Origin of the sequence: Flavobacterium sp. (assembly GCF_035456085.1) — a bacterium.
Lineage (GTDB): Bacteria > Bacteroidota > Bacteroidia > Flavobacteriales > Flavobacteriaceae > Flavobacterium.
In genome coordinates, this window is record NZ_DATIDY010000023.1 from 18967 (window position 1) to 44886 (window position 25920).

Genomic DNA, 25920 nt, shown 5'->3' on the forward strand with positions numbered 1-25920 from the left:
TTATTTAGATTAAATATAAATAAAGATTTTAATGTGGTGATTATTATAGTTTTAGTTCAAAAAAAACATTGCCGATTAAAGCAATGTTTATTAGATAGAGATTATTTGGCTACTTTATCTTTTTTCATTCCGAATGTTTCGGAACTTGGTTTACCAAGTTGAACTCCAGAAATTGATGCTGTTAAGCTGTCTTTGTTTATTAATGTATAAGTGATTTTTTGAGGGTAATCGTGTTTTGGGTTTTCAAAAACGAGTTGCTTTTCTGTTTTATTCGTAAGTTTAAAAGTAACAGCTTTGTTTTCGTTTTGTCCTTTTACAGTGGCATTGTAGAATAAATTTTCTCCTTTTTGCTGTAATGTCATGGATTCAAAATGCAAGGTGTCTTTGTTTTTGATAAAGAAAGATTCTCCATGAAAAGTGCTGTCGTTAATTTGTTTCCAACTCTCCGAAAGATCGCCATCAGCTGTTTTGGTATTCCATTTTCCTAGTAACCAATTAGCGGTTTTGATTTGGTCTTTTTCGGTTGCTTCAGAGTTTTTGCAGGAAACAATGGCTAACAAAAGCAGTATAAGGATTGTTTTTTGAAACATTGGAGTAAATATTTTGGTGTTGTTTTTGAAATGCTAAATTATGAAAAAAATGCTTGCCACAACTCGAGTGATAGCGAACAGGCGAAGCAATTACACGAATTGTCACTAATTCTTTTGCCTTTAAAAATTTCACAAATCCAATTTCAAGTTGAGAAGTTATTTAATTTGTGCTAATTCGTGTAATTCGTGTTGATTTAAACACTCTCATTCAAAATCGAATAAACCAATTCTTTCGTTGGTTTTTGATCTTGCAGTTTTGCCCGAACTTCATCAAAAGTTATTTTGAAATCGCAGCCGGATTTATACTCGGCGCAGCCATAAGCAGTTTTTCCTTTCAGCACCGTTCCTTTTTTGCATTTGGGACAGATTATTGTGTCCGATGTCGTTGGAGTTGCTTTTGGTTCGGTCTTCTTTGTTTCTAATTTCAGTTTGTAATTTTCTTCAAAACGAATCAAGCCTTCTACGGTTTCTGAATCCATTTTGAAACCTTTTATATTTACGGTTGATCCTTTTTGTAGTAATCGTAAATATTGGCTTTCAGTAATTTTTTTATCGGCAAAAACATAAGGCAAAACAAAATCACAGCCGGATTTATATTCACTGCAACCATAGGCTGATTTTCCTTTTATAAAATTTCCTTTTTGGCATTTTGGGCAGGCTTCCGCCAAAATTCCTGCAGCTGGTTTTTTTTCAGCTTTTACAACTGGTTTTTGAATCGTTGCCGCATGTGAAATATTGGCTCGTTTGGTTTCAGATCGAACTTCATAAACCAACGCTTCTACCATCTGTTTCATGTTTTTGATAAAAGCTCCTGCGGAATATTCTCCTTTTTCAATGTCTTTCAATTGCTTTTCCCAAGTTCCCGTAAGTTCAGCGGATTTTATCAATTCATTCTGAATCGTGTCAATGAGCTGAATTCCGGTTGGAGTAGGTAAAACCTGTTTTTTATTTCGAACAATATATTGGCGTTTGAAAAGTGTTTCAATAATATTCGCACGTGTAGATGGGCGTCCGATGCCGTTTTCTTTCATCAATTCACGCAAATCTTCGTCATCAACCTGTTTTCCTGCGGTTTCCATGGCACGCAGTAAAGTCGCCTCGGTGAATTGATTAGGTGGTTTAGTTTCTTTTTGAAGAAATGACGGTTCGTGTGGACCTTTTTCCCCAACAGTAAAACTTGGCAATATATCGGCTTCTTTTTCTTTAGCGTTTGGATCTTCGAAGACAATTCTAAAACCTTTTTTCAGAATTTCTTTTCCGGTAGCTTTAAAAGTGACCTCGGCCGCTTTTCCAATTACTGTTGTATTCGCTACCAAGCAATCGTCATAAAAGACAGCAATAAAACGTTTTACGATAATATCATACACTTGTTGCTGATTATATTGTAAATTGTTTTGCACCCCAGTTGGAATGATCGCATGGTGATCGGTAACTTTTTTATCGTTGAAAACCTTTGGAGATTTTTTAATCTTTTTCTCCAAAAGCGGCTGAGTCAACTCAGAATACTTAGTTAAGTTTTTTAGAATTCCAGGTACTTTCGGATAGATGTCATTTGGTAAAAAAGTCGTGTCAACTCTAGGGTAAGTGACTACTTTTTGTTCGTATAGTGTCTGAACAATTTTCAACGTTTCATCTGCCGAAAAACCAAATTTTTGATTGCAATACACTTGTAAACCCGTTAAGTCAAACAGTTTTGGGGCATATTCGTTTCCTTTCTTTTTATCGACAGAAACAATTTCGAATTCACTTTCCTTGACTTTATTAGCTAAAATTTCACCATCTTCTTTATTCAAAAAACGACCTTCTTCATAACTGAAAAGTGTTTCTCTATATAAAGTTTGCAATTCCCAATACGGTTGCGGTTTGAAATTTTCGATTTCTTTAAATCGATCCACAACCATTGCCAGCGTTGGCGTCTGCACGCGCCCGATAGACAACACTTGTTTGTAACCGCCGTGTTTTACGGTGTACAAACGCGTGGCATTCATACCCAATAACCAGTCGCCGATGGCTCTGGAAAATCCGGCGTAGTATAAATTATCGTAATTGGCGGATGGTTTTAGGTTTTCGAAACCTTCTTTGATGGCTTCGGTGGTTAGGGACGAAATCCACAGGCGTTTTACTTCGCCTTTATAATTAGCTTCGTTCATAACCCATCGCTGAATGAGTTCACCTTCTTGCCCAGCATCCCCGCAGTTGATGACCAACTCGGCTTTTTCAAACAAGCTTTTTACAATTCTAAACTGCTTCTGGATTCCCGAATTTTGCACCACTTTGGTTTCGAATTTTTCAGGAAGCATTGGCAGATTGTTCAAGTCCCAGCTTTTCCAATTGGGTTTGTAATCATTAGGTTCTTTTAAGGTGCATAAATGACCAAAAGTATAGGTCACAGCATACCCGTTGCCTTCAAAATAGCCGTCATGCTTGGTATTGGCACCCAAAACGGCTGCTATTTCACGTGCTACACTTGGTTTTTCGGCAATACAGACCTTCATTTTTTGACTTCTAATTTGAAGGCGAAATTAGGGATTTAGAAATTGGTATTGAAATGAAATGTAATTCCATCGCTTTTTTTTAGCAAATCAACAATAAACGATATTCTCCTTCATTTTCTATTGGTGCTCTGTGAATACAAGGTAGCACCTGTTGTTTTGGATGATCCACCGCCAAGCGCCAAAGATGTCCTATTCCCAAATTAATAGGCACTACATCGGGTTGCGCCTGATAATGAAGATCAAAATAATTTTCTTTTAGAAAGTCTGCAAATTCCTCAGCTGGACCGTTATGAAGTTCCTTAAGTTTTTTTCGAATCTCAGGAATTAGAATTTTTTGCTCGGCTTGTTCATTAGAAATAATATCACTTGCGGCTCCATGATAGGTACACAAAAAGGTATCCGTTGCAATGGGCGAACGATCAACATGATACGAATACACATCAGTAGATATGAAATCAAATTCATCATCCCGTTCGTAACATTTAAGTAAATTAAGAGATGGTGAAGCTCCAAAATCGGTTAATAGCTGTAAATCATTTAAGATAATTTCTCTTGCTGTATTTCCCTTTTCTGATAGTTGGAGTGCTACTAAATCTGCAGGATAAACTTCTGTTATATTTTCTTTTAATTGCAGTTTCTCAACTATTTCTTTAAAATCGCCTTCCAAATTTCGATGCCAGCATAATGCATTCATTTCTCCGTTAAAATCCTTATTTACAAGTTCAGAAAAAGTGGATGCCATTCCAATTTGGTTGCTGTCAGGAAATGTATTGTTCATAGTAGTGTGTTAAAAAGCCAGTTTTTAATGCACTGCAAAATTATGCAATTCCGCCAAGTAGTTTTATATTTTAAAAATTGTAATTATAAAATTTCACCACTTTTGTTGATTTTTTATTGGAGGACCAACTCTTTTAAAACCGTGTTCTATGCAAAATTTATCTCGCTCTTCTTCTGTTAGTTTACTGACAGCACCCGAGCTGATTTTTTGAAAACATTCTTCCATTTTGCCTGCTGGCTGAAAAACCATCAATAGTTTTCCTTCTCCTTCTCCAATTTTGGCAAAACTATGAGGAACCATCCTTGGTCCAAAAACACTGTCGCCAGCTTTTGCTTCGAATGTAGTGTCGCCAATTTTTATCAGGAATTGACCTTGAAGAACATACCACCATTCGTCCTGGCTAAAGTGATAGTGATGGGCAGGACCGCCTTCTTTGGTGCGGACGGATTCGAATATGTACATATCGCCGTCAGTGTCTATTGTCGAAACCTTACCGTCAAATGTGTCTCCTTCAAATATTGGAAGGCTTTTGTCGAACCGTGCTTTCCCGGCATCTACCTTAAACCCTTTTTTTTCTCTAAAATTCAATGATGATTTGGCAATTATGTCAAATGGAACTGACATCAAAGCAATGGAAGAGAAGCATGCTTGCAAAAAACTTTTTCTTTTCATGATAATAAATAATTAAGTTGTTCAGAGTGTCGTATTAACTTGCGCTAGTTGGAGCGATGACGACTACTAAAGAATTTACTTAATAGACTGTCATTTATGTATCTAAAATCGATTAGCTAAAGGTGTTTTTGAAGCATTTGTTGCTTTCAAAGGTATGAATTAAATATCTGAAAGTGTAAAGAAAAGAGTTGTGAATGTGTTTTTTGTTATTTGTAACCTTTTTTAAATCAATACATTATGACTTTAGGTTTGGTTTTTAAGTCAATATCGTTTATAGATCGTTTTTTAAATATACCGTTCGGTATTATTTATTATCTTTGTCCAATAAATCTATTTTTTTTAAAATGTCTAAAGCTGAACAAACACGTCAATTAATAATAGAAAAAACCGCTTCTCTTTTTAATAAAAAGGGATATGCAGGAACCTCTTTGTCTGATATGACTGAAGCAACCGGGCTTACAAAAGGAAGTATTTATGGGAATTTTAAAAATAAAGAAGAGGTAGTTGCTGCTGTATTCAAGTATAGTGCAGGTGAATTGTCAAAGAAAGTAGAAGAGGCAGTTTCTGCTGAAAATGGAGCTTATAATCAACTTATTGCATTTGTAGATTTTTATCGAAATAATTGGTCTTCAATTTTTGAAAAAGGAGGCTGTTCAATGCTAAATTCAGCGATAGAAGTTGATGATACAATGCCTTTTATGAAAGCTACGGTTCAACAATCGTTTGTGAATTGGGCGAATAAAATTGTAAAAATCATTGATTCAGGTATTGAAAATAAAGAGTTTAAAAAAAATATTAATCCAATGGACTATGCTAATACATTTATAATGCTAATTGAAGGCGGTATTTTGCTTTCCAAAATGGCGAATAAACCGGATAATTTATACCTGGCTTTAGATAGAATCGTTAAAATTATTAATGAAGAAATAGTAGAATAAAAAAATTTAATTAAAAATATACCAATCGGTATATTTTAAAAACAATCAATAATATGAAAAGAGTTGTAATTACAGGATTGGGAACCATAAATCCGTTGGGAAATGATGTAGATACCTTTTGGAAAAATAGTATTGAAGGAAAAAGCAGTATCGGGATCATCACACGTTTTGACGCTTCAAAATTTCGTACACAAATTGCTGCTGAAATAAAGGATTTTGAGCCCCAAAAATATCTGGATCGAAATGAAATAAAACGCAGTGATTTGTTTACGCAGTATGCATTGTACAGTGCATCGCAGGCTTTGGAAGATTCGGGACTGGATATTTCCAAAATTGATCCTTTCGATATTGGCGTAATTTGGGGAGTTGGACAAGGTGGAATGGAAACTTTTGAATCCGAAGTTGAAAATTATGTAACTGGAAATTATATTCCACGATTTAGTCCGTTTTTTGTGCCTCGATTGATTGTGAATATGGCTTCCGGAATGATTTCTATGAAATTTGGCCTTCAAGGCATTAATTATACAACGGTTTCTGCTTGTGCCACTTCTAATACGGCTATCATGGATGCCTTTAATTATATCCGTTTAGGCAAAGCTAAAATATTTGTAAGCGGTGGTTCAGAAGCACCGATAACTGCGGCTTCGATTGGCGGTTTTTCTGCCATGAAAGCAATGTCCACCAGAAATAATGATCCACTGACAGCAAGCCGTCCTTTTGATAAAGACCGTGATGGATTTGTGATGGGCGAGGGAGCAGGCGCATTGATTTTGGAAGAATATGAGCACGCTAAAAAACGTGGTGCCAAAATTTATGCCGAATTAGTGGGTGCCTCAATGACTACAGATGCCTATCATATGACATTGCCGCATCCCGAAGGTTTGGCGGCAGCAAAAGCAATGCAGCTGGCTCTTGAGGAAGCAAAACTCGATATCTCTCAATTGGATTATTTGAATTTGCATGCTACTTCGACACCTGTTGGAGATATTGCCGAATTGAAAGCCGTAAATAAAACATTCAAGGGATCAAAAAAATTGTGGGTAAGTGCTACTAAATCGATGACAGGGCATTTGTTGGGAGCGGCCGGAGCCATTGAAGCTATTCTTGCCATAAAATCAATTAATGAAAATACAATTCCCCCCACCATTAACATCGAAAATCTCGATCCCGAAATTCCTGAAAATATTCAAATCGTAAAGCATGAGCCTTTGCAAAAAAATATACAAACAGCAATGAGTAATGCTTTTGGCTTTGGAGGACATAATTCTGCTGTAATTTTCAAAGAAGTGTAGGCTTTCTGTAAATTCTGAATTAAAGGGAAAACTGTACATGGAGCGAAGCAATCTCATTTATCTTAGCTATTACTAATGATTTGTTGTTTTTTGATAGTGAGTTTGCTTGGTTCCTCACAAAGACTTTGATTGTGTTTGAGAGCACGGCAATCGCAGTAAAGAGTATTTTACAAATCGTCTTTTGCTTGCGATTTTATTATATCACTGTTGATTTTGTCAAAATATGCTAACACTACAAAACAACTAGTAACTCCATCGTGCTTTATTGACAACTCAATATTGCCTTTTTCTGTTTCAAAAACAGAGTAATATTTACAATTATCAAATTTAACACTATACATTTTGGAACCATCGTCTTTTGGTTCAGAATAACTGTCAAATTTTTCAAGAGTTTCTGAAGGTTCTCCATACTTTTCAGTTAACATCTGTTTCAAATCATAATAATTTCCTGAAAGTGTGGACCAAGTTTCTTTTTCTGGAAAAATGACGGCTATTTTATGGACTAAATTTTTCTGTTTTAGTGTAGAAACACCAACAGAACAACCTTTGTAACCGGCAAAATCACCTTTTAATATAGCAGTTCCATCCTCATTCCCTAAATGAGTAAATCCGTTTAGTTTCATTTTAGTCACATACTCATTAAGTGTTCCGTCAATAGGAACTCCTTTAAAAATAAGGTGCTTTGATGTTTGGCTTTGAGCAGACGAAACGATTGTAAATAAAACAATCAATGATGTGAAAAATTTGGTTTTCATTTTTTTATTTTAATTTATTGATATGTAGTGTTTTATGTGTTTTAGTTCGAAAGATAGGGAAATACTGATTCGTTCTCAGTGTAATACTCAGCTTTGTAAACGCTTGACTTCTTGATTAGGATATCCAACACTGACACTCATATCTTTATTTTAGTATATTGGAGTAACCATCCTTTTTTCAACTTCTATTGACCATTGCACCTGCCACGCTCTGCCGTTTATTTGGTCAAGCAGAATGTAATTATATGAGTTTGTTGTTGGATAAAGAAAAAATCTACCATTTTTCTCTTCTTCTTTATTTACCAGCGATATGTCGGATAATATTGTCTCAAACCTTTTTTCGCTTTCAAAATGCCATTGAACTTGCCACATTTGTCCGTTTCTTGTGTTTAACTTAATAAACGTCCATGTATTTCGTGTGGAAAAAAGCCTGTACTCTACTGTGCTATCCGGAGAAATATTTTGAATAGGTGCTTCAGATGTACTTTGAGCAAATGTAATCGTAGCAAATAGTACAAAAATCAATGTGCTTACTCTTGTTTTCATTATATTTATATCGTTAAGTGTTTTGTTTCGTGATGGGGTTTGTATTCTGACCACTACCCATTTATATGTATAATAAAATCACGCAAAACTACCCAATTTAACATACGTGTATAATGATAAACGTCATGTTTTTGTTTTAAATTTAACTAGCAAGTATTTGATTATTAGTAGTTAACAATTGTTTAACTCTTTTGATGCTCACATTTTATAGTTCTTCTGAAATGCAAAACCTCAAGTCTGATAGGAGTTGAAATACTTGTTGTCCTGATTGCAAATCAGGATATCGTAATTAAAACTGTCTTTTCGGATTATTTGTTGATGCGATCCCTAATGCAATTCCGCAGAAAAGCAACGCAACAAATGCGCGTACAATTTCATTCCCACCACCTGTTGAAGGGTTCGAAATGGCTTCAGGAATATGAAAGAATAGGAAAAAAAGTAAAAGCATGAATGCTAAAAGAAGGGAAATTGGTTTTGTTCCTATTTTGAAAATAATTGAAATGCCCGAAATGATAAGCGCAATACCAAAAAAATAAGTCCAAAACATTGGAAATGGTAGCCATTTTGGCACCAATGTTGCTATAAAAGCTGCAAAAAGAAAATGACTGACTCCAAATAATATCATAAGCACTGAATAAAAAATTCCTCCAAATGGAATAAGCTTTTCTAATAATATTGTAAATCGATTATTTTCATCCTTATTAATACTATCTGAAAATGAGCCAGCCATTACAAATGCACCCCCACTATATGCTAATTCTTCGGCAGCGTCAATCCAAGGTTGTAAACCCAAAGTTTTTCCAGCACTAAGGATTAATATATAAGGCAGATGAGAAGCAATGAGAGCTACAAGAAAAGAAAATCCTAAATAAAGGCATGTCTTTTTTGTATTGACAAATTTAATTTGGAATAATCCTGAAATAATAATCCCTGCGAAAATTAAAGCTATTCCTGTAAGAATGGGAAATATAATATTGCTATGAGCCCATGCAGGAAATGGAGATAAAATTTCGGAACGAAAATTTTTGATTATAAGTTGGTGTATTCCTAAAGCAACAATGCTGATGCCATAAAATAAGCGGCCGATTTTGATAACTCCTTTCATTGATATTATTGTTAGATAAAATAGTCAAAGAATAAATTTCGGATAACTATCAAATGTATAAAATTGTAACTAAAATAATGATGAGGTAGATTTTTGTTTTGAATCTTTTTTAAATAATCAACTGGTGTTCAGTTGTTTGTAAAGATTATAGGCTTTTTTTGAAAACAACAGATCTAACCATGAGAGTAACAGGAATCCTTGTGGGCTTGGATTGAGCCTAGAAGATTACTTTACTATGTTTTATTCATGGCAGTGTAGTGAACTTCGTTTGAAGCGGATAGCAGGAATCAGCTCCTAATGAAACTTTACGCTTTAAAATTAGAATTACTCTACAAGAGATTTTAATTCATTTCTGTATTGTGAGGCGCTTTTGCCGGTGAATGCTTTGAAAGACTTATTGAAATGGCTGAAGTTGTTGAATCCGCTTTCATAACTTATTTCGGTAATGCTTTTTTTGTTTTCGGATAAGAGTTTTGAGGCGTGAACCAAACGGTAATCGTTGACAAAAGCAGTAAATGTTTTATTGGTAATTTTCTTGAAATATCGGCAAAACGAAGGTGTAGTCATGCTCACCATATCAGAAACTGTATCAAGATGAATGGGTTCTTGAAAATTATCTTTCACATAGTTAAAAACCACATTGATTCGGTCATTGTCCTGAACTTGTAACTCAAGTGCAAAACCGTCAGCGTTTAGAATGGTGTATTCGTCGCTTGTTCCGAGGTCGTTCAAAATTCGGATCATACGTAATAATCGGTCAAAATTATTTCGATATCCCATCTCGTCTATTATAGGTGCAATTCTTTTGATGGTTTCTTTGCCAAATGCAATTCCTCTTTTTGCTTTTTGGAAAAGCTGTTGAATGTTTTTGAGTTCTGGAGCATTTAGAAAATCAGTTCCTAGAAAATCAGCCGGCAATTGAATGACAATTTCGTTTTTATTTCCGGTTTGTTCATCGGTAAAGCCGCAATGAGGCAAATTGCTTCCAATAAGAACCAAGTCACCATCTGAATAATAGGAAATGTGGCTTCCTATTTGTCGTTTGCCTGATCCGCCATTTACAAAAACGAGTTCTATTTCGGGATGGTAATGCCACAAATCCGATTTGCAATTGGAATTTTCATCATACTTCGAAAAGTTAAATGAACTACCAAAAGGAGGGCTGATAATTTCGAGTGTTGGGCTTATTTTCTTCATTTGCTTTATTTTAGAAAAACTACTCAAATTTACCGAAAAGTTGTCTTATATTGTCAAAAATTAACCTATAACGTTTTCGTAGGGTTAAAATAGCATATAAATTGGAAAATCCTGTTGTGTTATGTAATCGATTGCATAATTACCTTTGTAAAATAAAATTAGAATTTAAACATTTTTAAAAAGAAACATATGAAAACGATCTTAAAACTTAGTTTAGTAGTGTTAGTTGCAATGACAACAATCAGTACTTATGCAGATAACGGCGATTTTTCTTTAAGAGTAATGAGCGGGAATGGAAAAGAAATTACTTTTGCTATCAATCAACTTCAAAGAGCGCATGTAACTATTAAAGATAAATATGACAATGTTATTTACTCTGAAACTGTTACTGGAAAAGAAGGTATCTTGAAAACTTACAGCCTTGAAGAATTCCCAGAAGGAACATATTTTTTGGCAGTAGAAACGAATTCAAAAAAAGTAATTCATGAAATTGTTGTTACTACTAAAGGTTCTACATTGTCAAGCAAATCAGTTACAGAAGTTCAAAAACCATTAAAAGTAAAAAATCAAAAAGTAGCTGCTAACTAGTAGTTGTTTTTGCAAGCTTACTGATTCAAAATCATAAAAAAACAGCTTCGTATTGAAGCTGTTTTTTTTATGGGAAAAACTCAAAATATTGGTGATAATCAATTGTTTGTTTTACATATTTCTTCTGTATTGACCGCCAACTTCAAATAGAGCGTCAGTAATTTGTCCTAAAGAACAAACTTTGGTGGCTTCCATTAAATGTTCGAATAGATTGTCACCTTTGATAGCTGCTTCCTGAAGTGTTGCCAAATGTTCTTTTACCAGTTCAGCATGACATTGGTGTAAATTATTGAGCATCGTGATTTGGTATTGCTTTTCTTCTTCGGTGGCACGGATTACTTCAGCTGGAATTACGGTTGGAGATCCTTTGGAACTCAAGAACGTATTAACGCCTACAATCGGGAATTCGCCTGTATGTTTCAATGTTTCATAATACAAACTTTCCTCTTGAATTTTAGAACGTTGGTACATCGTTTCCATTGCGCCAAGTACCCCGCCACGTTCTGTGATTCGGTCAAATTCTTCCAGAACTGCTGCTTCAACCAAATCTGTTAATTCTTCGATTATGAACGAACCTTGAATTGGATTTTCATTTTTGGCTAAGCCTAACTCTTTATTAATAATCAACTGGATGGCCATTGCTCTACGAACAGATTCTTCAGTTGGTGTTGTAATTGCCTCGTCATAAGCATTCGTATGCAATGAATTACAGTTGTCATAAATTGCATATAAAGCCTGCAAAGTTGTACGAATATCATTGAAATCAATTTCCTGCGCGTGCAAAGAACGTCCAGAAGTCTGAATATGATATTTTAACATTTGCGCTCTTTCGTTGGCTCCGTATTTATTTTTCATGGCTTTCGCCCAAATTTTTCTAGCTACACGACCAATTACAGCATATTCCGGATCGACACCGTTGGAGAAAAAGAACGATAAGTTTGGCCCAAAATCGTTGATATCCATGCCACGACTCAAATAGTATTCTACATAAGTAAAACCATTTGCTAGCGTGAAAGCCAATTGCGTGATTGGATTGGCGCCAGCTTCGGCAATATGATAACCAGAAATAGATACCGAATAAAAGTTTCGTACATTTTGTTTGATAAAATATTCCTGAACGTCACCCATCAATCGCAATGCAAATTCAGTTGAAAAAATACAAGTGTTTTGAGCCTGATCTTCTTTTAAAATATCTGCCTGAACTGTTCCTCTGACTTTCTTTAGCGTTTTAGCTTTAATTTTTTCATATACTTCAGAAGGTAAAACCTGATCTCCAGTTACTCCTAAAAGAAATAATCCCAGACCATTATTTCCTTCGGGTAAATCACCTTGGTAATGCGGGCGTTCTACACCTTTTTCTTTGTATATTTTATTGATTTTATCGGTGATCTCAGCTTCAAGATTATTTTCATGTATATAATGTTCGCATTGTTGATCGATAGCGGCATTCATGAAAAAACCAAGCAACATAGGAGCCGGTCCATTAATTGTCATGCTCACTGATGTCATGGCGTGAACTAAATCGAATCCTGAATATAATTTTTTGGCATCATCCAAACAACAAATAGAAACTCCTGCATTTCCTATTTTTCCATAAATATCAGGACGCAAATGGGGATCATTTCCATATAAAGTCACACTGTCAAAAGCGGTAGAAAGCCTTTTTGCTGGCAATCCTGCACTTACATAGTGGAAACGTTTGTTAGTTCTTTCTGGTCCACCTTCACCGGCAAACATACGGGAAGGATCTTCACCCTCACGTTTAAATGGATACAAACCAGAAGCAAAAGGGAATTCTCCCGGAACATTTTCCTGCAAACACCATCGCAAAATGTCGCCCCAAGCCTGATATTTAGGCATCGCTACTTTTGGAATTTGTGAATGTGAAAGCGACTCGGTATGAGTGGCCATTTTGATTTCCTTATCACGAACCTGAAAAGTATAAACTGGATTCTTGTATTTATTGACTTTTTCATTCCAAGTCAAAATCATTTCCCAATTGTAGGGATCCAAATCCATTTTTACCTTATCAAATTGATTTAATAAAAGGTTTAGAAAGATTTTATTTTCGGCTACACCTGGTCTTTCTGATTCTAAAGCGCCGGGCAATACTGAATCTTCATCAATTCCGGCTTTATTAATCACCGGCACTTTTCCTGAAACACTTTCTAACGTTTTGAAAATTCCATATAATTTTTGAGCCACTTGTTCCTGACTCAAATCAATGGCATCGTATTTTCTATTGTTTTCGGCAATCTCAGATAAATAACGTGTTCTGTGAGGAGGAATTACGAAAATCTTCTCGCTCATTTCACGAGTAATTTTGAAAGTCGATTTCAAGTCTGCGTCTGTTTTTTCAACGATTTTATCCATGATCGATTTATACAAAGTATTCATTCCTGGATCGTTGAATTGGGAAGCAATTGTGCCAAAAACCGGCATGTTTTCTGGACTTACCTCCCAAAGATTATGATTGCGCTGATATTGTTTTTTTACATCTCGAATCGCATCCAAAGCACCACGTTTGTCGAATTTATTCAAAGCTACTAAATCGGCAAAATCAAGCATATCTATTTTTTCCAATTGAGTTGCTGCACCAAATTCTGGTGTCATTACATATAAAGAAACATCTGAATGTTCGATAATCTCTGTATCCGATTGTCCGATACCCGAAGTTTCCAGAATTATAATATCATACTTGGCTGCTTTTAGAACCTCAATGGCTTCGGCAACATATTTGGATAAGGCAAGATTAGATTGACGTGTTGCCAATGAACGCATATAAACTCTAGGATTATTAATAGCATTCATACGAATCCTATCACCAAGTAATGCTCCGCCAGTTTTACGTTTTGAAGGATCTACAGAAATTAATCCAATGGTTTTTTCTGGGAAATCAATTAGAAAACGACGCACTAATTCATCAACCAAAGACGACTTTCCCGCACCACCTGTACCTGTAATTCCAAGAACTGGAATTTTGGATGTTTTATTTTTTTCGTGAATAGTATCAAAGAAAGGTTTTGCGATTTCAGGAAAATTCTCGGCTGCCGAAATTAAGCGTGCAATTGCTGTTGGCTTTTTATCTTCGATTAAATCCAATTCGTTGGTCAGTTTATTCCCAATTGGAAAATCAGAACGTTGCACCAAATCATTGATCATTCCTTGCAATCCCATCGCTCGTCCATCATCTGGCGAGTAAATTCGGGTAATTCCATAATCTTGTAATTCGGCTATTTCTGATGGCAGGATTACACCACCGCCACCGCCAAAAATCTTGATGTGACCAGCTCCTTTCTCCTGAAGTAAGTCATACATATATTTAAAATACTCATTGTGTCCTCCTTGGTAAGAGGTCATAGCAATGGCATTTGCATCTTCTTGAATAGCGGTATTAACTACTTCTTCAACGCTTCTGTCATGTCCCAAATGAATAACTTCAACTCCTGTTGACTGAATAATCCTTCTCATTATATTAATCGCTGCATCGTGTCCATCAAAGAGAGATGCGGCGGTTACTATTCGAACTTTATTTGTAGGGGTATAGGGACTTGTTGATTCCATTTTATGAATATGATAATTTTATGGTGCAATTTACGTAAATTTTAAAATAAAACTCATCAAAATTAATATAAAACACAAAATATGTTAATAGAGTTTTTTGTCAAGAAAACAGGCTGGTTTTGGTAAAAAAATGGTATTTTCGAAACCAAATTTAATAGAAAAGACGAGCTCAGGAAAGTTAAAAATGGAACTTTATTTCTGAAAAAAGCACTGTCTTTTAAAACATTTTTTAAACAATTATTAATTAGGATTCAAATATTTTTATCTCACAAATTAAAACCAATGCAAAAAATTACCATACTCATCCATTGCGAAGATAAAAAAGCGATTATCGCTTCGGTTACAAATTATATTGCTTCAATTGATGGAAATATTATTTACTTGGATCAGCATGTTGATGCAGATGGAAATGTTTTTTTCATGCGTTTAGAATGTGAGTTTAGTAGCGTAGATTGGAATATCGAATCGATTAAGAAACATTTTCAGGAAAATCTTGCGACTCCTTTTAATATGACTTGGGAAATGTATCCACAAGATCAAAAACCTCGAATGGCGTTGTTCATTTCAAAATACGATCATTGTTTGTACGATATATTAGGACGTTATTGTGCTGGCGAATTGCCTTTGGAAATTCCTTTGATTATAAGCAATCACGAAGATTTAAAATCGGTTGCCAAGCAATTTGATATACCGTTCTTTCATATTCCTTTTACCAAAGACAATAAAGAAGAAGGGGAGAAGGCGCAAATTGAATTATTGAACAGATTCAATATTGATTTTATCGTTTTGGCTCGTTATATGCAAATCATTACTCCAAATTTGATTTCACTTTACAAAAACAAAATCATTAATATACATCATTCCTTTTTACCTGCATTTCCGGGGGCGAAACCGTATCATTCAGCTTTCAAACGTGGAGTGAAAATCATTGGAGCGACAAGTCATTATGTTACCGAAGAATTAGACGAAGGACCAATTATCGAACAGGACATTTCGAGAGTTACTCACAGCCATTCGATTGAAGATTTTATTATGAAAGGTCGGGATTTGGAACGTATCGTACTTGCAAGAGCAATAAAACTTCATGCTGAGCGAAAAACGATGGTGTATAATAATAAAACTGTTGTATTTTCGTAGTAGTTCTTAGGCTTTCATTTTGAATGATGATAAAGAACTAAAATATTTGTTATTTAGCCCTGATGGGAACGGCATCCTTTTTCTTTTTTCTTTAAAAAGAAAAAGATATAGTGGACAGCAGGACTAAATTTACTTAGAAATCCTGCTGTTTATGCTCCAAAATAAACAATAGAAATCAGTTTAAATATGTGATTTAGCAATCTCAGAGAAGGAGATTTTAATCTGAAAAAGAACCTTACTGATTGAATACTTTTTTTTGTACTTTTGCACTCCGAACCGAAGTATGTTTTTTTAATTGTAAAGTTTAGAAAATAAAATTTCAATTAATAGGTTTGTATGCCTTTTTGAAAAAAAAACTAATAGAGAAGAAATAAAGAAAATAGAGATGTTAGATAGACTTCAATATGTAAAACAGCGTTTTGACGAGATTTCGGATTTGATTATTCAGCCGGATGTAATCGCAGATCAGAAAAGATACGTGCAGTTGAATCAAGAATATAAAGGAATTAAAGCCTTGGTTGAAAAGCGTGAAGAATATATTTTGGTTTTGGCCAATATTGATGAAGCCAACGAAATCATTGCCGATGGGAGTGATGCTGATATGGTGGAAATGGCTAAAATGCAACTAGAAGAAGCAAAAGAAAGATTGCCTCAATTGGAGGACGAAATCAAATTTATGTTGATTCCAAAAGATCCAGAAGATGCCAAAAACGTTATGGTAGAGATTCGTGCAGGTACTGGTGGAGACGAAGCGAGTATTTTTGCAGGAGATTTATTCAGAATGTATACCAAATATTGCGAAAGTCAAGGTTGGAGAACTTCAGTTGTTGATATGAACGAAGGAACTTCGGGTGGTTTCAAAGAGGTTATTTTTGAAGTTACAGGAGAAGATGTTTATGGAACTTTGAAGTTTGAAGCTGGTGTGCACCGTGTACAACGTGTACCTCAAACAGAAACTCAAGGACGTGTACATACATCAGCAGCAACAGTTATGGTACTTCCAGAAGCTGAGGAGTTTGATGTACAAATTGATATGAATGATGTTCGTGTAGATTTCTTTTGTTCATCAGGACCTGGAGGACAATCGGTAAATACTACGAAATCTGCTGTACGTTTGACGCACATTCCAACAGGGTTGGTGGCTCAATGTCAGGATCAAAAATCACAACATAAGAATAAAGACAAAGCATTGACGGTTTTACGTTCTCGTTTGTACGAAATGGAATTAGCCAAAAAACAAGCTGAGGATGCTACTAAACGTACTTCACAAGTTAGTTCTGGTGACCGTTCTGCAAAAATTAGAACATACAACTATGCACAAGGGCGTGTTACCGATCACCGCGTTGGATTAACATTATATGATTTAGGAAATATCATGAATGGTGATATCCAAAAAATTGTTGACGAATTACAGTTGGTGAACAATATGGAAAAACTAAAAGAAGCTAGTGAAGTTTTCTAAAAAAAAATAATATTCTGTAAATAAAGCACTTAGTTATTTGTAATGATAGCTAAGTGTTTTTTTATATCTAAATAAAATTGTATAATAAAAATTGTATTAATAATAACCCAAAATCTTTTAAATGAAAAAATCTTTACTATTTCTTTTTGTTTTATTTTCAGTTATCAAATCAAATGCCCAATCTTATATGGGGTATATTCCGGATAATTATGCTGGAATTCAGGGAGTACTTTTTAATCCAGCCTCGATTGTGGATTCTCGTTTTAAAACTGATATTAATTTATTTTCAACCAGTAGTTCATTAAACAATGATTACTATGGTGCTAGCTTATTCGATTTATCAAAAAGCTCATATGATTTTAACAAAGATGGAGTAAAAACTCCAACTAAAAATAATGGAGGGATAATTTATTCTGATATTATGGGGCCTTCTTTTATGTTTAATATCGCTCCAAAACATTCAATTGCTATTTTTTCAAGAGCCAGAGCTGTTGTAAATGCAAATAATATAAATGGAGAATTGATAGATCAATTAAAAGATGGTTTAGATGATGCCAATAATTTTAATATTCCAGTAGGAAGCCCAAAATTTGTTGGACATACCTGGGCTGAGGTTGGTGCCTCATATGCTGCGGTTTTATGGCAGAGCAAACAACATTTCTTAAAGGGAGGTTTCACTGCTAAATATTTAATTGGTGGCGTTAATTCATACGTTGATGGAAACAATGTAACAGCTGCTTTTCTTCAAACGGGTAATCCTATAACGAGTCCTTTGGTTACTACCGGTACAGTTACTATTGGTAGTAGTCCGGATTATATTATTGGAGACGAAGATGTGAAATTCAATCCTGATTCAAAAGGTGTTGGAGCTGATTTTGGTTTGATATATGAGTGGAGACCAGATTATGAGTCTTATGATTTGAGCAAAGCTAAAGCTTCAGATAATAATTTTAGAGATTTGAATAAATACAAATTACGTTTTGGTGTTTCTGTTACTGATCTTGGTTCTATCAAATATAAAAATATGCGACATGACCTATATGATATCAACGGTGTAGTTTCTGCACAAGATATTGAGAATTCTGACTTTGATAATTTAGGAGATTTCTTGGAGGCTCATTACGGACAGCCAGTTACTACTTATAAAGATTCAAAAACGAATTTGCCTACTATGTTGCATGTTGATGTGGATTGGAATATGTATAGAAAGTTCTATTTGAACATGACAGGTAATGTGAGTTTGGTTGATAAGTTGGCTACAAATTCTACATATTCTCAAAATACGTGGATGTTGACTCCACGTTATGAAACAAGATGGTTTACTTTCTCATTGCCAATCAATTATATGGAATATAGCGGAATGCAAGTTGGAACAGGATTGCGTTTTGGGCCAATATTTGTTGGTTCAAGTTCTTTGATTACCAATGCATTTTCAAAAGAATCTAAAGGTGCTGATGTGTATTTTGGATTCAAAATTCCTGTATACGAAAAGAAATTTAAAGACAAAGATGGAGATGATATCCTAGATAGAGATGATAAATGTCCTACAGAAGCAGGTCCAGCTGAAAACAAAGGTTGCCCTTGGCCAGATGCTGATAAAGACTCTGTTGTAGATAAAGATGATGCTTGTCCAAAAGTTGCTGGTCCTGTTGAAAACAAAGGTTGTCCTTGGGGAGATACAGATAGCGATACTGTTTTTGATAATGTTGATGCTTGTCCAAAAGTTGCCGGTCCAGTTGAAAATAAAGGTTGTCCTTGGCCTGACACTGATGGAGATTCAGTATTGGATAAAGATGATAAATGTCCTAACGAAAAAGGATTGGTTGCAAATGGAGGTTGTCCTGAACTTGATGCTGATAAAGATGGAGTATTAGATAAAGACGATGCTTGTCCTACAATTGCGGGTCCTGCAAGTAACAAAGGTTGTCCAGAAGTTACAAAAGAAGTATTGAAGGAACTTAAAGTTCAAGCAAGAGCAGTATATTTTGTAACAGGAAAAGCTATTTTGCAAGGAGCAGATAAAGGTCAAACAGATGGTAGACTAGATGCTATTAAAGATATTATTAAAAATTATCCAAATGCTAAATTCTCTATTGAAGGCCACACTGATAACGTAGGTAATGCTAAAGTAAATCAAAAACTTTCTGAAGCAAGAGCTAAAGTAGTTATGGATGCCTTAATTGCTAAAGGTGTTAAACCTGAAAATTTAACGTATAAAGGTTATGGAGCTTCCAAACCAGTTGCTAGTAATAAAACTGCTGCAGGAAGAGCCCAAAACAGAAGAACAGAAGTAATTCATGTTGGAACTATATACGAAGGAAAATTATAGTTTTCTTTAATTAATTATTAAAAAAAATGAGGTCTGTGAGGACCTCATTTTTTTTTCAAAAAAAACTATAACTCAATTAAGAGTTCATAAAATATTACGACTAAAGAATTTAAAAATAAGTAAAAGTAAAAAGGTTATTTTTTTGCTTCGGCATTTTCTTCGGATTTGGCACCAATTCTATTAACAGTGTACATTGGCGCAAACTTAAGTTTTAATCCTGCAATTTTATTATTGTCATGGCTAGATAAGCCTTCTTTTTCAACAGTGTTTTTTCTTGAATCCAATGCTTCATAAACCAATTTTATTTCGTCCCAATCTTCGCGGGAATAGGAGTCTTTATTCTTTTGAACTGTGTTTACAAAGGTTTCATATACACTTAAAATATTGTCCTTGTTAACCCAATTGAACTTCATGTCATCATCTACATAACCAGCTCCAAACAGCGCTTTGAATTTTGATGTTTTAGAATTGTTTTCGTTTAATTTTTCTTTCTCTGTTAAAATGTTGGTTTTGAATTCTTCATATTTGATTGAAGTTGTATCTAAACTGGCTTGCAACTTTGTTTTATCAGTTGCATTTGCTAATGAGACTTCGGCATCTGTTTTTAGTTTTGTGTAATCACTTTCAATTGTTGCCCAGTTTTCAATGGCATTCTCTTTTGTAATATTGCTTACAGAATCTACATAATTGCTATAAGTATCTAGCGATTTTTGTGCTTTCTCTTGTTTTTCGTCTTTGCACGCTGCAAACATTACTGCGGTAGCTGCTAAGGCTAATGTAAATTTTAGATTTTTCATTTTAATGGTTTTTAGGTTATGTTATTTGAATTCTTCCTTATTTGAAATTCTTCTTTACAAAGTTGCAACAAGAGTAATGGCTATGTGTTATATCCTCGTTTTAATGTTTTATATAATTACCATTATAAAATATACAATTCAAGAAAATGGATATTTATTTTAATGAAGAGCTACTTTTAATAGCTTTAAATTCTTCATCAGCTTGTTGAAGAGTTTTTTTTTCAGAGGTAATCTCAACTGATTGTACTAACTCAGCATATTTTGAAGGAACAATGGCTGTTGAGAATTCTAAAGCATAATTTTTTGCAAATTCAGCACCAAAATAAAGTATAACCGATGAATAATAAACCCAAATCATCAACACAACAAATGAACCCGCTGTGCCATAAACATTCTGGATATTTGAACTAGAAATGTAAAATGAGATTAAAAATTTACCAATCATAAATAATATTGCAGTAGTAAATGAAGCCAATCTGACTTGTCGCCATTTTATTTCGGCATCTGGAAGGATTGTAAAAATGGCGCCAAATAATAATGAAATTACAATAAAGGTCATAAGAGTATTGACTATGTAAACTAAATAAAATAATGAGTCTGAAAACTGGGATAAAAATCGGTGGCTTAAGGTGTCCATTATTGTTGAAATGGCCAAGGAAACTAGCAATATAAAACCAAAACTTCCAATTACGCCAAATGATAATAATCTCGCTTTGAGATAAAGCCAAAACCCGGACTGTTTTTTAGGTTTAATGCCCCAGATAGTGTTTATCGAATCTTGGATTTCTGCAAAAACAGATGTTGCACCAATTAATAAGGTTACAACTCCGATTATTCCAGCAAGATGACCTTTGTTTGAAATACTTAGATTTTCGATTATTGTCTGAATTTGTTCTGCGCTTGATGGACCTACAAAACTTTTAATCTGATTATAGATTGTTCCTTCCGTGGCTTCTCTTCCCCAGAATAAATCAGATAAAAACAAAATAACTAACAACAATGGTCCCATCGAAAACATGGTTGTGTAAGATAAAGCTGCACTCATTTTTAAAACTTTATGTTCAGAAAAACAGTTGGCAGCATTCTTAATAACCTTTAACAATGAAATAATATATTGTTTGAAATTGTTCATTCCTGATAAACTAAAAGTGTTTTCAACGCTTTATTATTCTCTTCTAATGTTCGTTTAGATTGTAATGCAAAAATCTTCAAATCACTGTTGTGTGTAGTTTTTTGAAGACTATCCATTAATACCATTTGGTTTTTAATTTCGTTATCTAAAGTTCGAAAAATATACCGATCAGAGTTTCGTCTTTTTATAGAATCATTATTTATGTTGATGTTATAATTAAGTTTCGGAATGATTATTAAATTGTCTTTTGTCAATTTTTTTAAATTAAAATCAATTTTTTGATGTCCATTTTTAATTTTCAAAAGTATTCGAAGTGCTTTAGGATTCTTAGTCTGTTGAAATGAGATTGTAGATAGTTTAATAACTTTTTGATTTGATTCATTCAAACAATCAATAGTTGTAAAATCTGTTATTGGTGTCTCTTTCGGTGAACTACTTTTAAACAATGCATTGCTGTATTCATTTTTTGGATTGTTACAAGCAACTATTAATGAAATGATTACAGCAAACAAAAATGTATTGTAAATGTATCGACTAGAAATGGGCAGATTTTCCATCAGCTTTATTTTAAGGCTAAGTTAGGAATGAAATTGTAAAAGACGATTATATAATTAATTGAGTGGTCTTATAAAATTTCCATTTACATGAATCTTGAATAAATTATGTAATGGTAACAGGAAGATAAAATGTAAAGGTTGCACCTTCGTTAGGATTACTTGTAGCAAAAATAAAACCATTGTGTTTTTCTACAATTTTTTCACAAATGGCCAATCCCACACCGGTTCCTTGGTATTCAGTTTTACCATGAAGTCGGTTAAATAGCAAGAATATTTGTTTGGAATGTTTTTGTTCAAAACCTATTCCATTGTCGGAAATACTTATTTTATAATATTTTTTTGAACTGTTATCGTTTAAGACACTTTCATTCTTTGCTATAATTTCAGAGCAATCAATATTAATTATTGGTGGAACATCAGCTTTAGAATATTTTAATGAGTTACTTAATAAATTAGAAAAAAGCTGTTGCATCTGAAACGGAATGCCATTAATTGTTGGCAATGAGCTATGATTTACCGTAGCTTTTTTATCCTCAATATTTTGAGATAGTTCCGATAAACTTTCGCTTAATATCTGGTTTAAATCTGTTGTCTCAAGTTTTTTTTCAGATCTGTTGGCTTTCGAATATTGTAACAAATCATCAATTAAAACCCGCATTCTATCAGAAGCAATTTCAATTCTTGACAAATATTCTTTGCCTGCATCGCTCATGTTCTCCTTTTCTTTATTATTAATCCGAGAAATAAAAGTTTGAATCTTACGCAAAGGTTCTTGTAAATCGTGACTCGCAACTTGATTGAATTCATTTAACTCCTTTACATGCTTTTCTAATTCTATGTTACGCTCCTTTAATTGCAAACTTTTGTTGTAATCTTCAGTGACATCACGGGTAGTCCCAATCATACTATGACTACCGCTTAAATCGATATACGATTTGGCGATAGTTTTAAAATTACGTATCCTGCCATCTTTAGTTATAACTCTATAATTCATTGAAAGCATTTTCTTTGTCGTCAAAGCTTTTTTGAATGCTTTGTCTACTGCTTTTTTATCGTCCGGATGAATAAAACTAAATATGTTATCAATAGTAGCTTCAAACGCCCGTGGTTCATAGCCTAATAATCGATACCTATTATCAGAATAAGTAAGATGTAATGTGTCGTAATTCAGAATCCAACTTCCGTATTTACCAAGGATTTCAGCTTGTTTACTTGATTCTTCAAATATTTTTAATTGATTATTAATGGCAATTAAGTCTTCATAATTACTTTTTAATAGCTCATTTTTGTTGTGTTCATCAGTGATATCATTTGTTACACCGAGAACAGTCTTATTGCCTACATTATCAGTAAACAATTTCCCGACAGATCTCAAATTTCTGATTTTTCCGTTTGGTCTTATAATTCTAAAATAAGTATGTGGGAGATCTTCGTCCTCAGTGATTTTTTTGAACATTGTATCTACAATTTCAACATCTTCGGGATGGACAAATTTCATGAAATTTTCCTTAGTTGCTTCGAATGATTGTGGATCAACACCTAATATGTGATATAAGTTATTGGAATAAATTAATTTATCATTATTTAAATCCCATTCCCAAGTTCCAAATTCAGAAAGAATTTCTGCCTGAGAGCTTAAAAAATGTGATTTGTTTAATTTGACGTTAGTAGTTTGCAGTTTTTCAATATCATTTGTGGTTTGGATATAAGTAAAAATCAGCAACAAAAATGTGATAAACAAAATACTTAATGTTATGATTGGAGTCAGATAAATTTGTCTGTCGTACACCGAATTTTGTAACTTTAAGTTTGTTTTTTCATTATGTACCATGTCGTTAAGCAGAATTCTAATATCTGCCAAACGTTTGCCGCTTTCTTTTAAAACCATTTTAAAATCGTAGTTTCTTGTAAGATCTACATTTTTGTTCAGATTAGAGTTATTGGCAATATACTCATAACGATTATTGACCATTTTGTAAAGAGTTTCCAAATTTCTTTGCTGCCCTAGATCTTTACTGTTAAGCTCCTTAAGTATAGAGAAAGAACTATTTACATTTTTTATATCATTCTGATACATAACCAAATAGAAATTATCTTTGGAGATAATATAACTTCTAAAATTATTATCAGAATCCTTGATATAGGAATACAAGTGTTCCAATTCTAAATTTACTTCATACGTATGCATGAGTACCTTGGTAGAATTGGAAATGTTGTTGATATGCTTTACAGTAAGCACACTTATGAATAGTAAAATAAATAAGCTTATTGTAAATATAATTTTATGATAAACGGAAGATTTTTGTCTATTGTATTTCATAAAATTAGTGATTGATTACACTCTTAGTAAAAATGTATCTTTATTCAAGCCGCTAGTATGGTATTGCCAGTTGATAGTTATAATGTTTGCTAATATTTTTTTTAAGCTGTCAAAATTACTTGGTTTTTTGATGTAAATATTGGCGCCTAAAACAAAAGTGTCTTCAACATCCTGATCCGAAGATGAGGTCGAATAGATTGCTATTACAATATCTTTAAACTTATCATTAGATTTAATTTCTTTCAAACATTCTATCCCATTTAGGATAGGCATATTTAAATCCAGAAAAAGAATATTAGGTAAAATGGTATCGGGATCATTTAAGTAGTTTAATAATTCCTTACCATTGTTTACAGTATTGACTATTGTGTTTATTTTTAATTCATCAAAAGCGTCTGTAAAAAATAATCTATCGTCTTCGTCGTCGTCTGCTAGTGTTATGAGTATTGAATCGTGTTGCATGTTTTTTAGTTTTTGTTTTTAGTGGTAATTTCCCTTCGTTTATTTATAATTCTTTGAAAGGCCGAAGGTGTTATGCCTGTTGTATTTTTAAACTGGGAACTTAAATGTGCAACACTGGAATAATTTAATTTAAAGGCTATTTCTGTTAATGACAATTGATTATTAATGATTAATTGTTTAGTGTACTCAATTTTTTGAAGTATGATAAAATTTTCAATCGAGGTATAAGTTACTTCAGAAAAAATGTTGGATAAATATCCATAGGAATGATTCAGTTTTTCTGATAAATACACTGAACTTTTCACATTTATACTCGCATCCTCATTAAAGACCATGTCTGTTATCGCGTCCTTAATTTTTTGTATCAAAATTGTTTTTTGATTTTCAACGATTTCAATTCCATATCGTTCCAGTGACTTGCTAAATAAATTTAGTTTTTCGGTTGATACTTTTTCTAAAAATTCAACTTCCCCAAATCCTAAAATTCTATGTTTTATTTGACATTCTTCTAATTTCTCTTCCAGAATTTTTTTGCAAGTGTTGTTGAAATCAAATTTAATAAATATCCTCATGGGTCTAAAATTATTTAGTCACTAAAAATAATTAAAAATATTGTAAAATATTGTTAGTTAAGTGATTAGTTTTTAATTCTTTTTGATGTGTTATTATAAACGCTATTTAATCTTTATAATTGCAAAAGTAATCAAATAAGTACATTGCGGGAATGTGATTACAATTGAATTGTGTTAAAAAAAGTATTTTTTTGTTAAAGTGGTAATTTTGAGTTTTTTTTCAAAACTTAACATTGTAGAAATAAATATTTAATAGGTTTAATTGTATGATTTTAATTTAAGTTAAAAGAACTGCCTATACAATTTGTAAAAATCAGTCAAGAAGTTACAAATTATTATAGGCAGTTAAAATTTGGATTACAATTCAGCAATCCATTTATTGATTTCATCTTTAGATTTTCCAATTTTTTTTTGGATTTTTCCGTACAGTTCGTCTTCTTTACCTTCTTCATACAACAAATCGTCATCAGTAAGATCAGCGTACTGTTGTTTTAGTTTCCCTTTAATTTCATTCCAATTCCCTTTGATTTCATTAGTGTTCATGACAATGTGTTTTAGAAATTAATAATCATTTTTTTATATTCATTTTACAAATGTATGTGCATGGTACGCATAATTTATTACACAATTAT

At 33.4% G+C, this 25920-nt stretch carries 22 protein-coding genes; 6 read left to right on the forward strand and 16 right to left on the reverse strand.

Going from position 1 to position 25920, the window contains the following annotated elements:
* Nucleotides 1-101 precede the first annotated feature (101 nt).
* The 4 genes from VLC96_RS01865 to VLC96_RS01880 all read right to left on the reverse strand — a co-directional run bounded on the left by VLC96_RS01865 (nucleotide 102) and on the right by VLC96_RS01880 (nucleotide 4535).
* Entirely contained in the window at nucleotides 102-590 is a 489-nt protein-coding gene (locus tag VLC96_RS01865) for a DUF6265 family protein (protein WP_325260349.1), read from the reverse strand.
* A 194-nt stretch (nucleotides 591-784) separates the two neighbouring features.
* Nucleotides 785-3085: a type IA DNA topoisomerase gene (locus VLC96_RS01870; protein ID WP_325260350.1), complete on the reverse strand. Its 2301-nt coding sequence runs from the start codon at nucleotides 3083-3085 to the stop codon at nucleotides 785-787.
* A gap of 79 nt (nucleotides 3086-3164) precedes the next feature.
* Nucleotides 3165-3863, reverse strand: coding sequence for a DUF1826 domain-containing protein (locus VLC96_RS01875; RefSeq protein ID WP_325260351.1), 699 nt, complete (start codon nucleotides 3861-3863; stop codon nucleotides 3165-3167).
* Nucleotides 3864-3956: 93 nt separating this feature from the next.
* On the reverse strand, nucleotides 3957-4535 hold the full coding sequence (locus VLC96_RS01880) for a cupin domain-containing protein (protein ID WP_325260352.1): 579 nt from the start codon (nucleotides 4533-4535) through the stop codon (nucleotides 3957-3959).
* A gap of 344 nt (nucleotides 4536-4879) precedes the next feature.
* On the opposite strand from VLC96_RS01880, the gene VLC96_RS01885 reads away from it, so the two are divergent.
* Both VLC96_RS01885 and fabF read left to right on the forward strand, forming a co-directional pair.
* Nucleotides 4880-5473: a TetR/AcrR family transcriptional regulator gene (locus tag VLC96_RS01885; protein WP_325260353.1), complete on the forward strand. Its 594-nt coding sequence runs from the start codon at nucleotides 4880-4882 to the stop codon at nucleotides 5471-5473.
* 53 nt (nucleotides 5474-5526) lie between these two features.
* On the forward strand, nucleotides 5527-6765 hold the full coding sequence (gene fabF, locus VLC96_RS01890; protein WP_325260354.1) for a beta-ketoacyl-ACP synthase II: 1239 nt from the start codon (nucleotides 5527-5529) through the stop codon (nucleotides 6763-6765).
* A gap of 167 nt (nucleotides 6766-6932) precedes the next feature.
* Here fabF and VLC96_RS01895 read toward each other — a convergent pair whose 3' ends face one another.
* The 4 genes from VLC96_RS01895 to VLC96_RS01910 form a co-directional block, all read right to left on the reverse strand.
* On the reverse strand, nucleotides 6933-7520 hold the full coding sequence (locus VLC96_RS01895; protein ID WP_325260355.1) for a hypothetical protein: 588 nt from the start codon (nucleotides 7518-7520) through the stop codon (nucleotides 6933-6935).
* A 150-nt stretch (nucleotides 7521-7670) separates the two neighbouring features.
* Complete coding sequence (locus tag VLC96_RS01900; RefSeq protein ID WP_325260356.1) at nucleotides 7671-8066, reverse strand: hypothetical protein; 396 nt, start codon at nucleotides 8064-8066, stop codon at nucleotides 7671-7673.
* 289 nt (nucleotides 8067-8355) lie between these two features.
* Nucleotides 8356-9171, reverse strand: a complete 816-nt coding sequence (locus VLC96_RS01905; protein ID WP_325260357.1) for a DoxX family protein — start codon at nucleotides 9169-9171, stop codon at nucleotides 8356-8358.
* A 324-nt stretch (nucleotides 9172-9495) separates the two neighbouring features.
* Nucleotides 9496-10368 (reverse strand): AraC family transcriptional regulator, encoded by an 873-nt coding sequence (locus VLC96_RS01910; RefSeq protein ID WP_325260358.1) that lies wholly within the window; start codon nucleotides 10366-10368, stop codon nucleotides 9496-9498.
* Nucleotides 10369-10557: 189 nt separating this feature from the next.
* Between VLC96_RS01910 and VLC96_RS01915 the strand changes: the two genes are divergently transcribed.
* Entirely contained in the window at nucleotides 10558-10956 is a 399-nt protein-coding gene (locus tag VLC96_RS01915) for a T9SS type A sorting domain-containing protein (RefSeq protein WP_325260359.1), read from the forward strand.
* A 111-nt stretch (nucleotides 10957-11067) separates the two neighbouring features.
* On the opposite strand, the gene VLC96_RS01920 is transcribed toward VLC96_RS01915, so the two are convergent.
* Nucleotides 11068-14520 carry a methylmalonyl-CoA mutase family protein gene (locus VLC96_RS01920; RefSeq protein ID WP_325260360.1) on the reverse strand — a complete coding sequence of 1151 codons (3453 nt, stop codon included), beginning with the start codon at nucleotides 14518-14520 and terminating at the stop codon, nucleotides 11068-11070.
* 282 nt (nucleotides 14521-14802) lie between these two features.
* Between VLC96_RS01920 and purU the strand changes: the two genes are divergently transcribed.
* The 3 genes from purU to VLC96_RS01935 all read left to right on the forward strand — a co-directional run bounded on the left by purU (nucleotide 14803) and on the right by VLC96_RS01935 (nucleotide 19448).
* On the forward strand, nucleotides 14803-15657 hold the full coding sequence (purU, locus tag VLC96_RS01925; RefSeq protein WP_325260361.1) for a formyltetrahydrofolate deformylase: 855 nt from the start codon (nucleotides 14803-14805) through the stop codon (nucleotides 15655-15657).
* A gap of 385 nt (nucleotides 15658-16042) precedes the next feature.
* The gene (gene prfA / locus VLC96_RS01930; protein WP_325260362.1) at nucleotides 16043-17119 is read left to right on the forward strand and encodes a peptide chain release factor 1; all 1077 of its coding nucleotides are present in this window, start codon (nucleotides 16043-16045) and stop codon (nucleotides 17117-17119) included.
* Nucleotides 17120-17240: 121 nt separating this feature from the next.
* A complete protein-coding gene (locus tag VLC96_RS01935; RefSeq protein WP_325260363.1) occupies nucleotides 17241-19448 on the forward strand; it encodes a DUF5723 family protein in 2208 nt (735 codons plus the stop codon).
* Between the two features lie 134 nt (nucleotides 19449-19582).
* Here VLC96_RS01935 and VLC96_RS01940 read toward each other — a convergent pair whose 3' ends face one another.
* From VLC96_RS01940 to VLC96_RS01970, 7 genes are all read right to left on the reverse strand, one after another.
* Nucleotides 19583-20245: a DUF6565 domain-containing protein gene (locus tag VLC96_RS01940; protein WP_325260364.1), complete on the reverse strand. Its 663-nt coding sequence runs from the start codon at nucleotides 20243-20245 to the stop codon at nucleotides 19583-19585.
* A gap of 154 nt (nucleotides 20246-20399) precedes the next feature.
* On the reverse strand, nucleotides 20400-21377 hold the full coding sequence (locus tag VLC96_RS01945; RefSeq protein WP_325260365.1) for a YihY/virulence factor BrkB family protein: 978 nt from the start codon (nucleotides 21375-21377) through the stop codon (nucleotides 20400-20402).
* Nucleotides 21374-21934, reverse strand: coding sequence for a hypothetical protein (locus VLC96_RS01950; protein ID WP_325260366.1), 561 nt, complete (start codon nucleotides 21932-21934; stop codon nucleotides 21374-21376). Before VLC96_RS01950 ends, VLC96_RS01945 begins: the two co-directional genes overlap by 4 nt.
* A 103-nt stretch (nucleotides 21935-22037) precedes the next feature.
* Complete coding sequence (locus VLC96_RS01955) at nucleotides 22038-24254, reverse strand: PAS domain-containing protein (RefSeq protein WP_325260367.1); 2217 nt, start codon at nucleotides 24252-24254, stop codon at nucleotides 22038-22040.
* 15 nt (nucleotides 24255-24269) lie between these two features.
* A complete protein-coding gene (locus VLC96_RS01960) occupies nucleotides 24270-24716 on the reverse strand; it encodes a response regulator (protein ID WP_325260368.1) in 447 nt (148 codons plus the stop codon).
* Nucleotides 24717-24721: 5 nt separating this feature from the next.
* The gene (locus VLC96_RS01965; RefSeq protein ID WP_325260369.1) at nucleotides 24722-25288 is read right to left on the reverse strand and encodes a helix-turn-helix domain-containing protein; all 567 of its coding nucleotides are present in this window, start codon (nucleotides 25286-25288) and stop codon (nucleotides 24722-24724) included.
* Between the two features lie 357 nt (nucleotides 25289-25645).
* Complete coding sequence (locus VLC96_RS01970) at nucleotides 25646-25831, reverse strand: CsbD family protein (protein ID WP_325260370.1); 186 nt, start codon at nucleotides 25829-25831, stop codon at nucleotides 25646-25648.
* Between the last annotated feature and the right edge of the window lie 89 nt (nucleotides 25832-25920).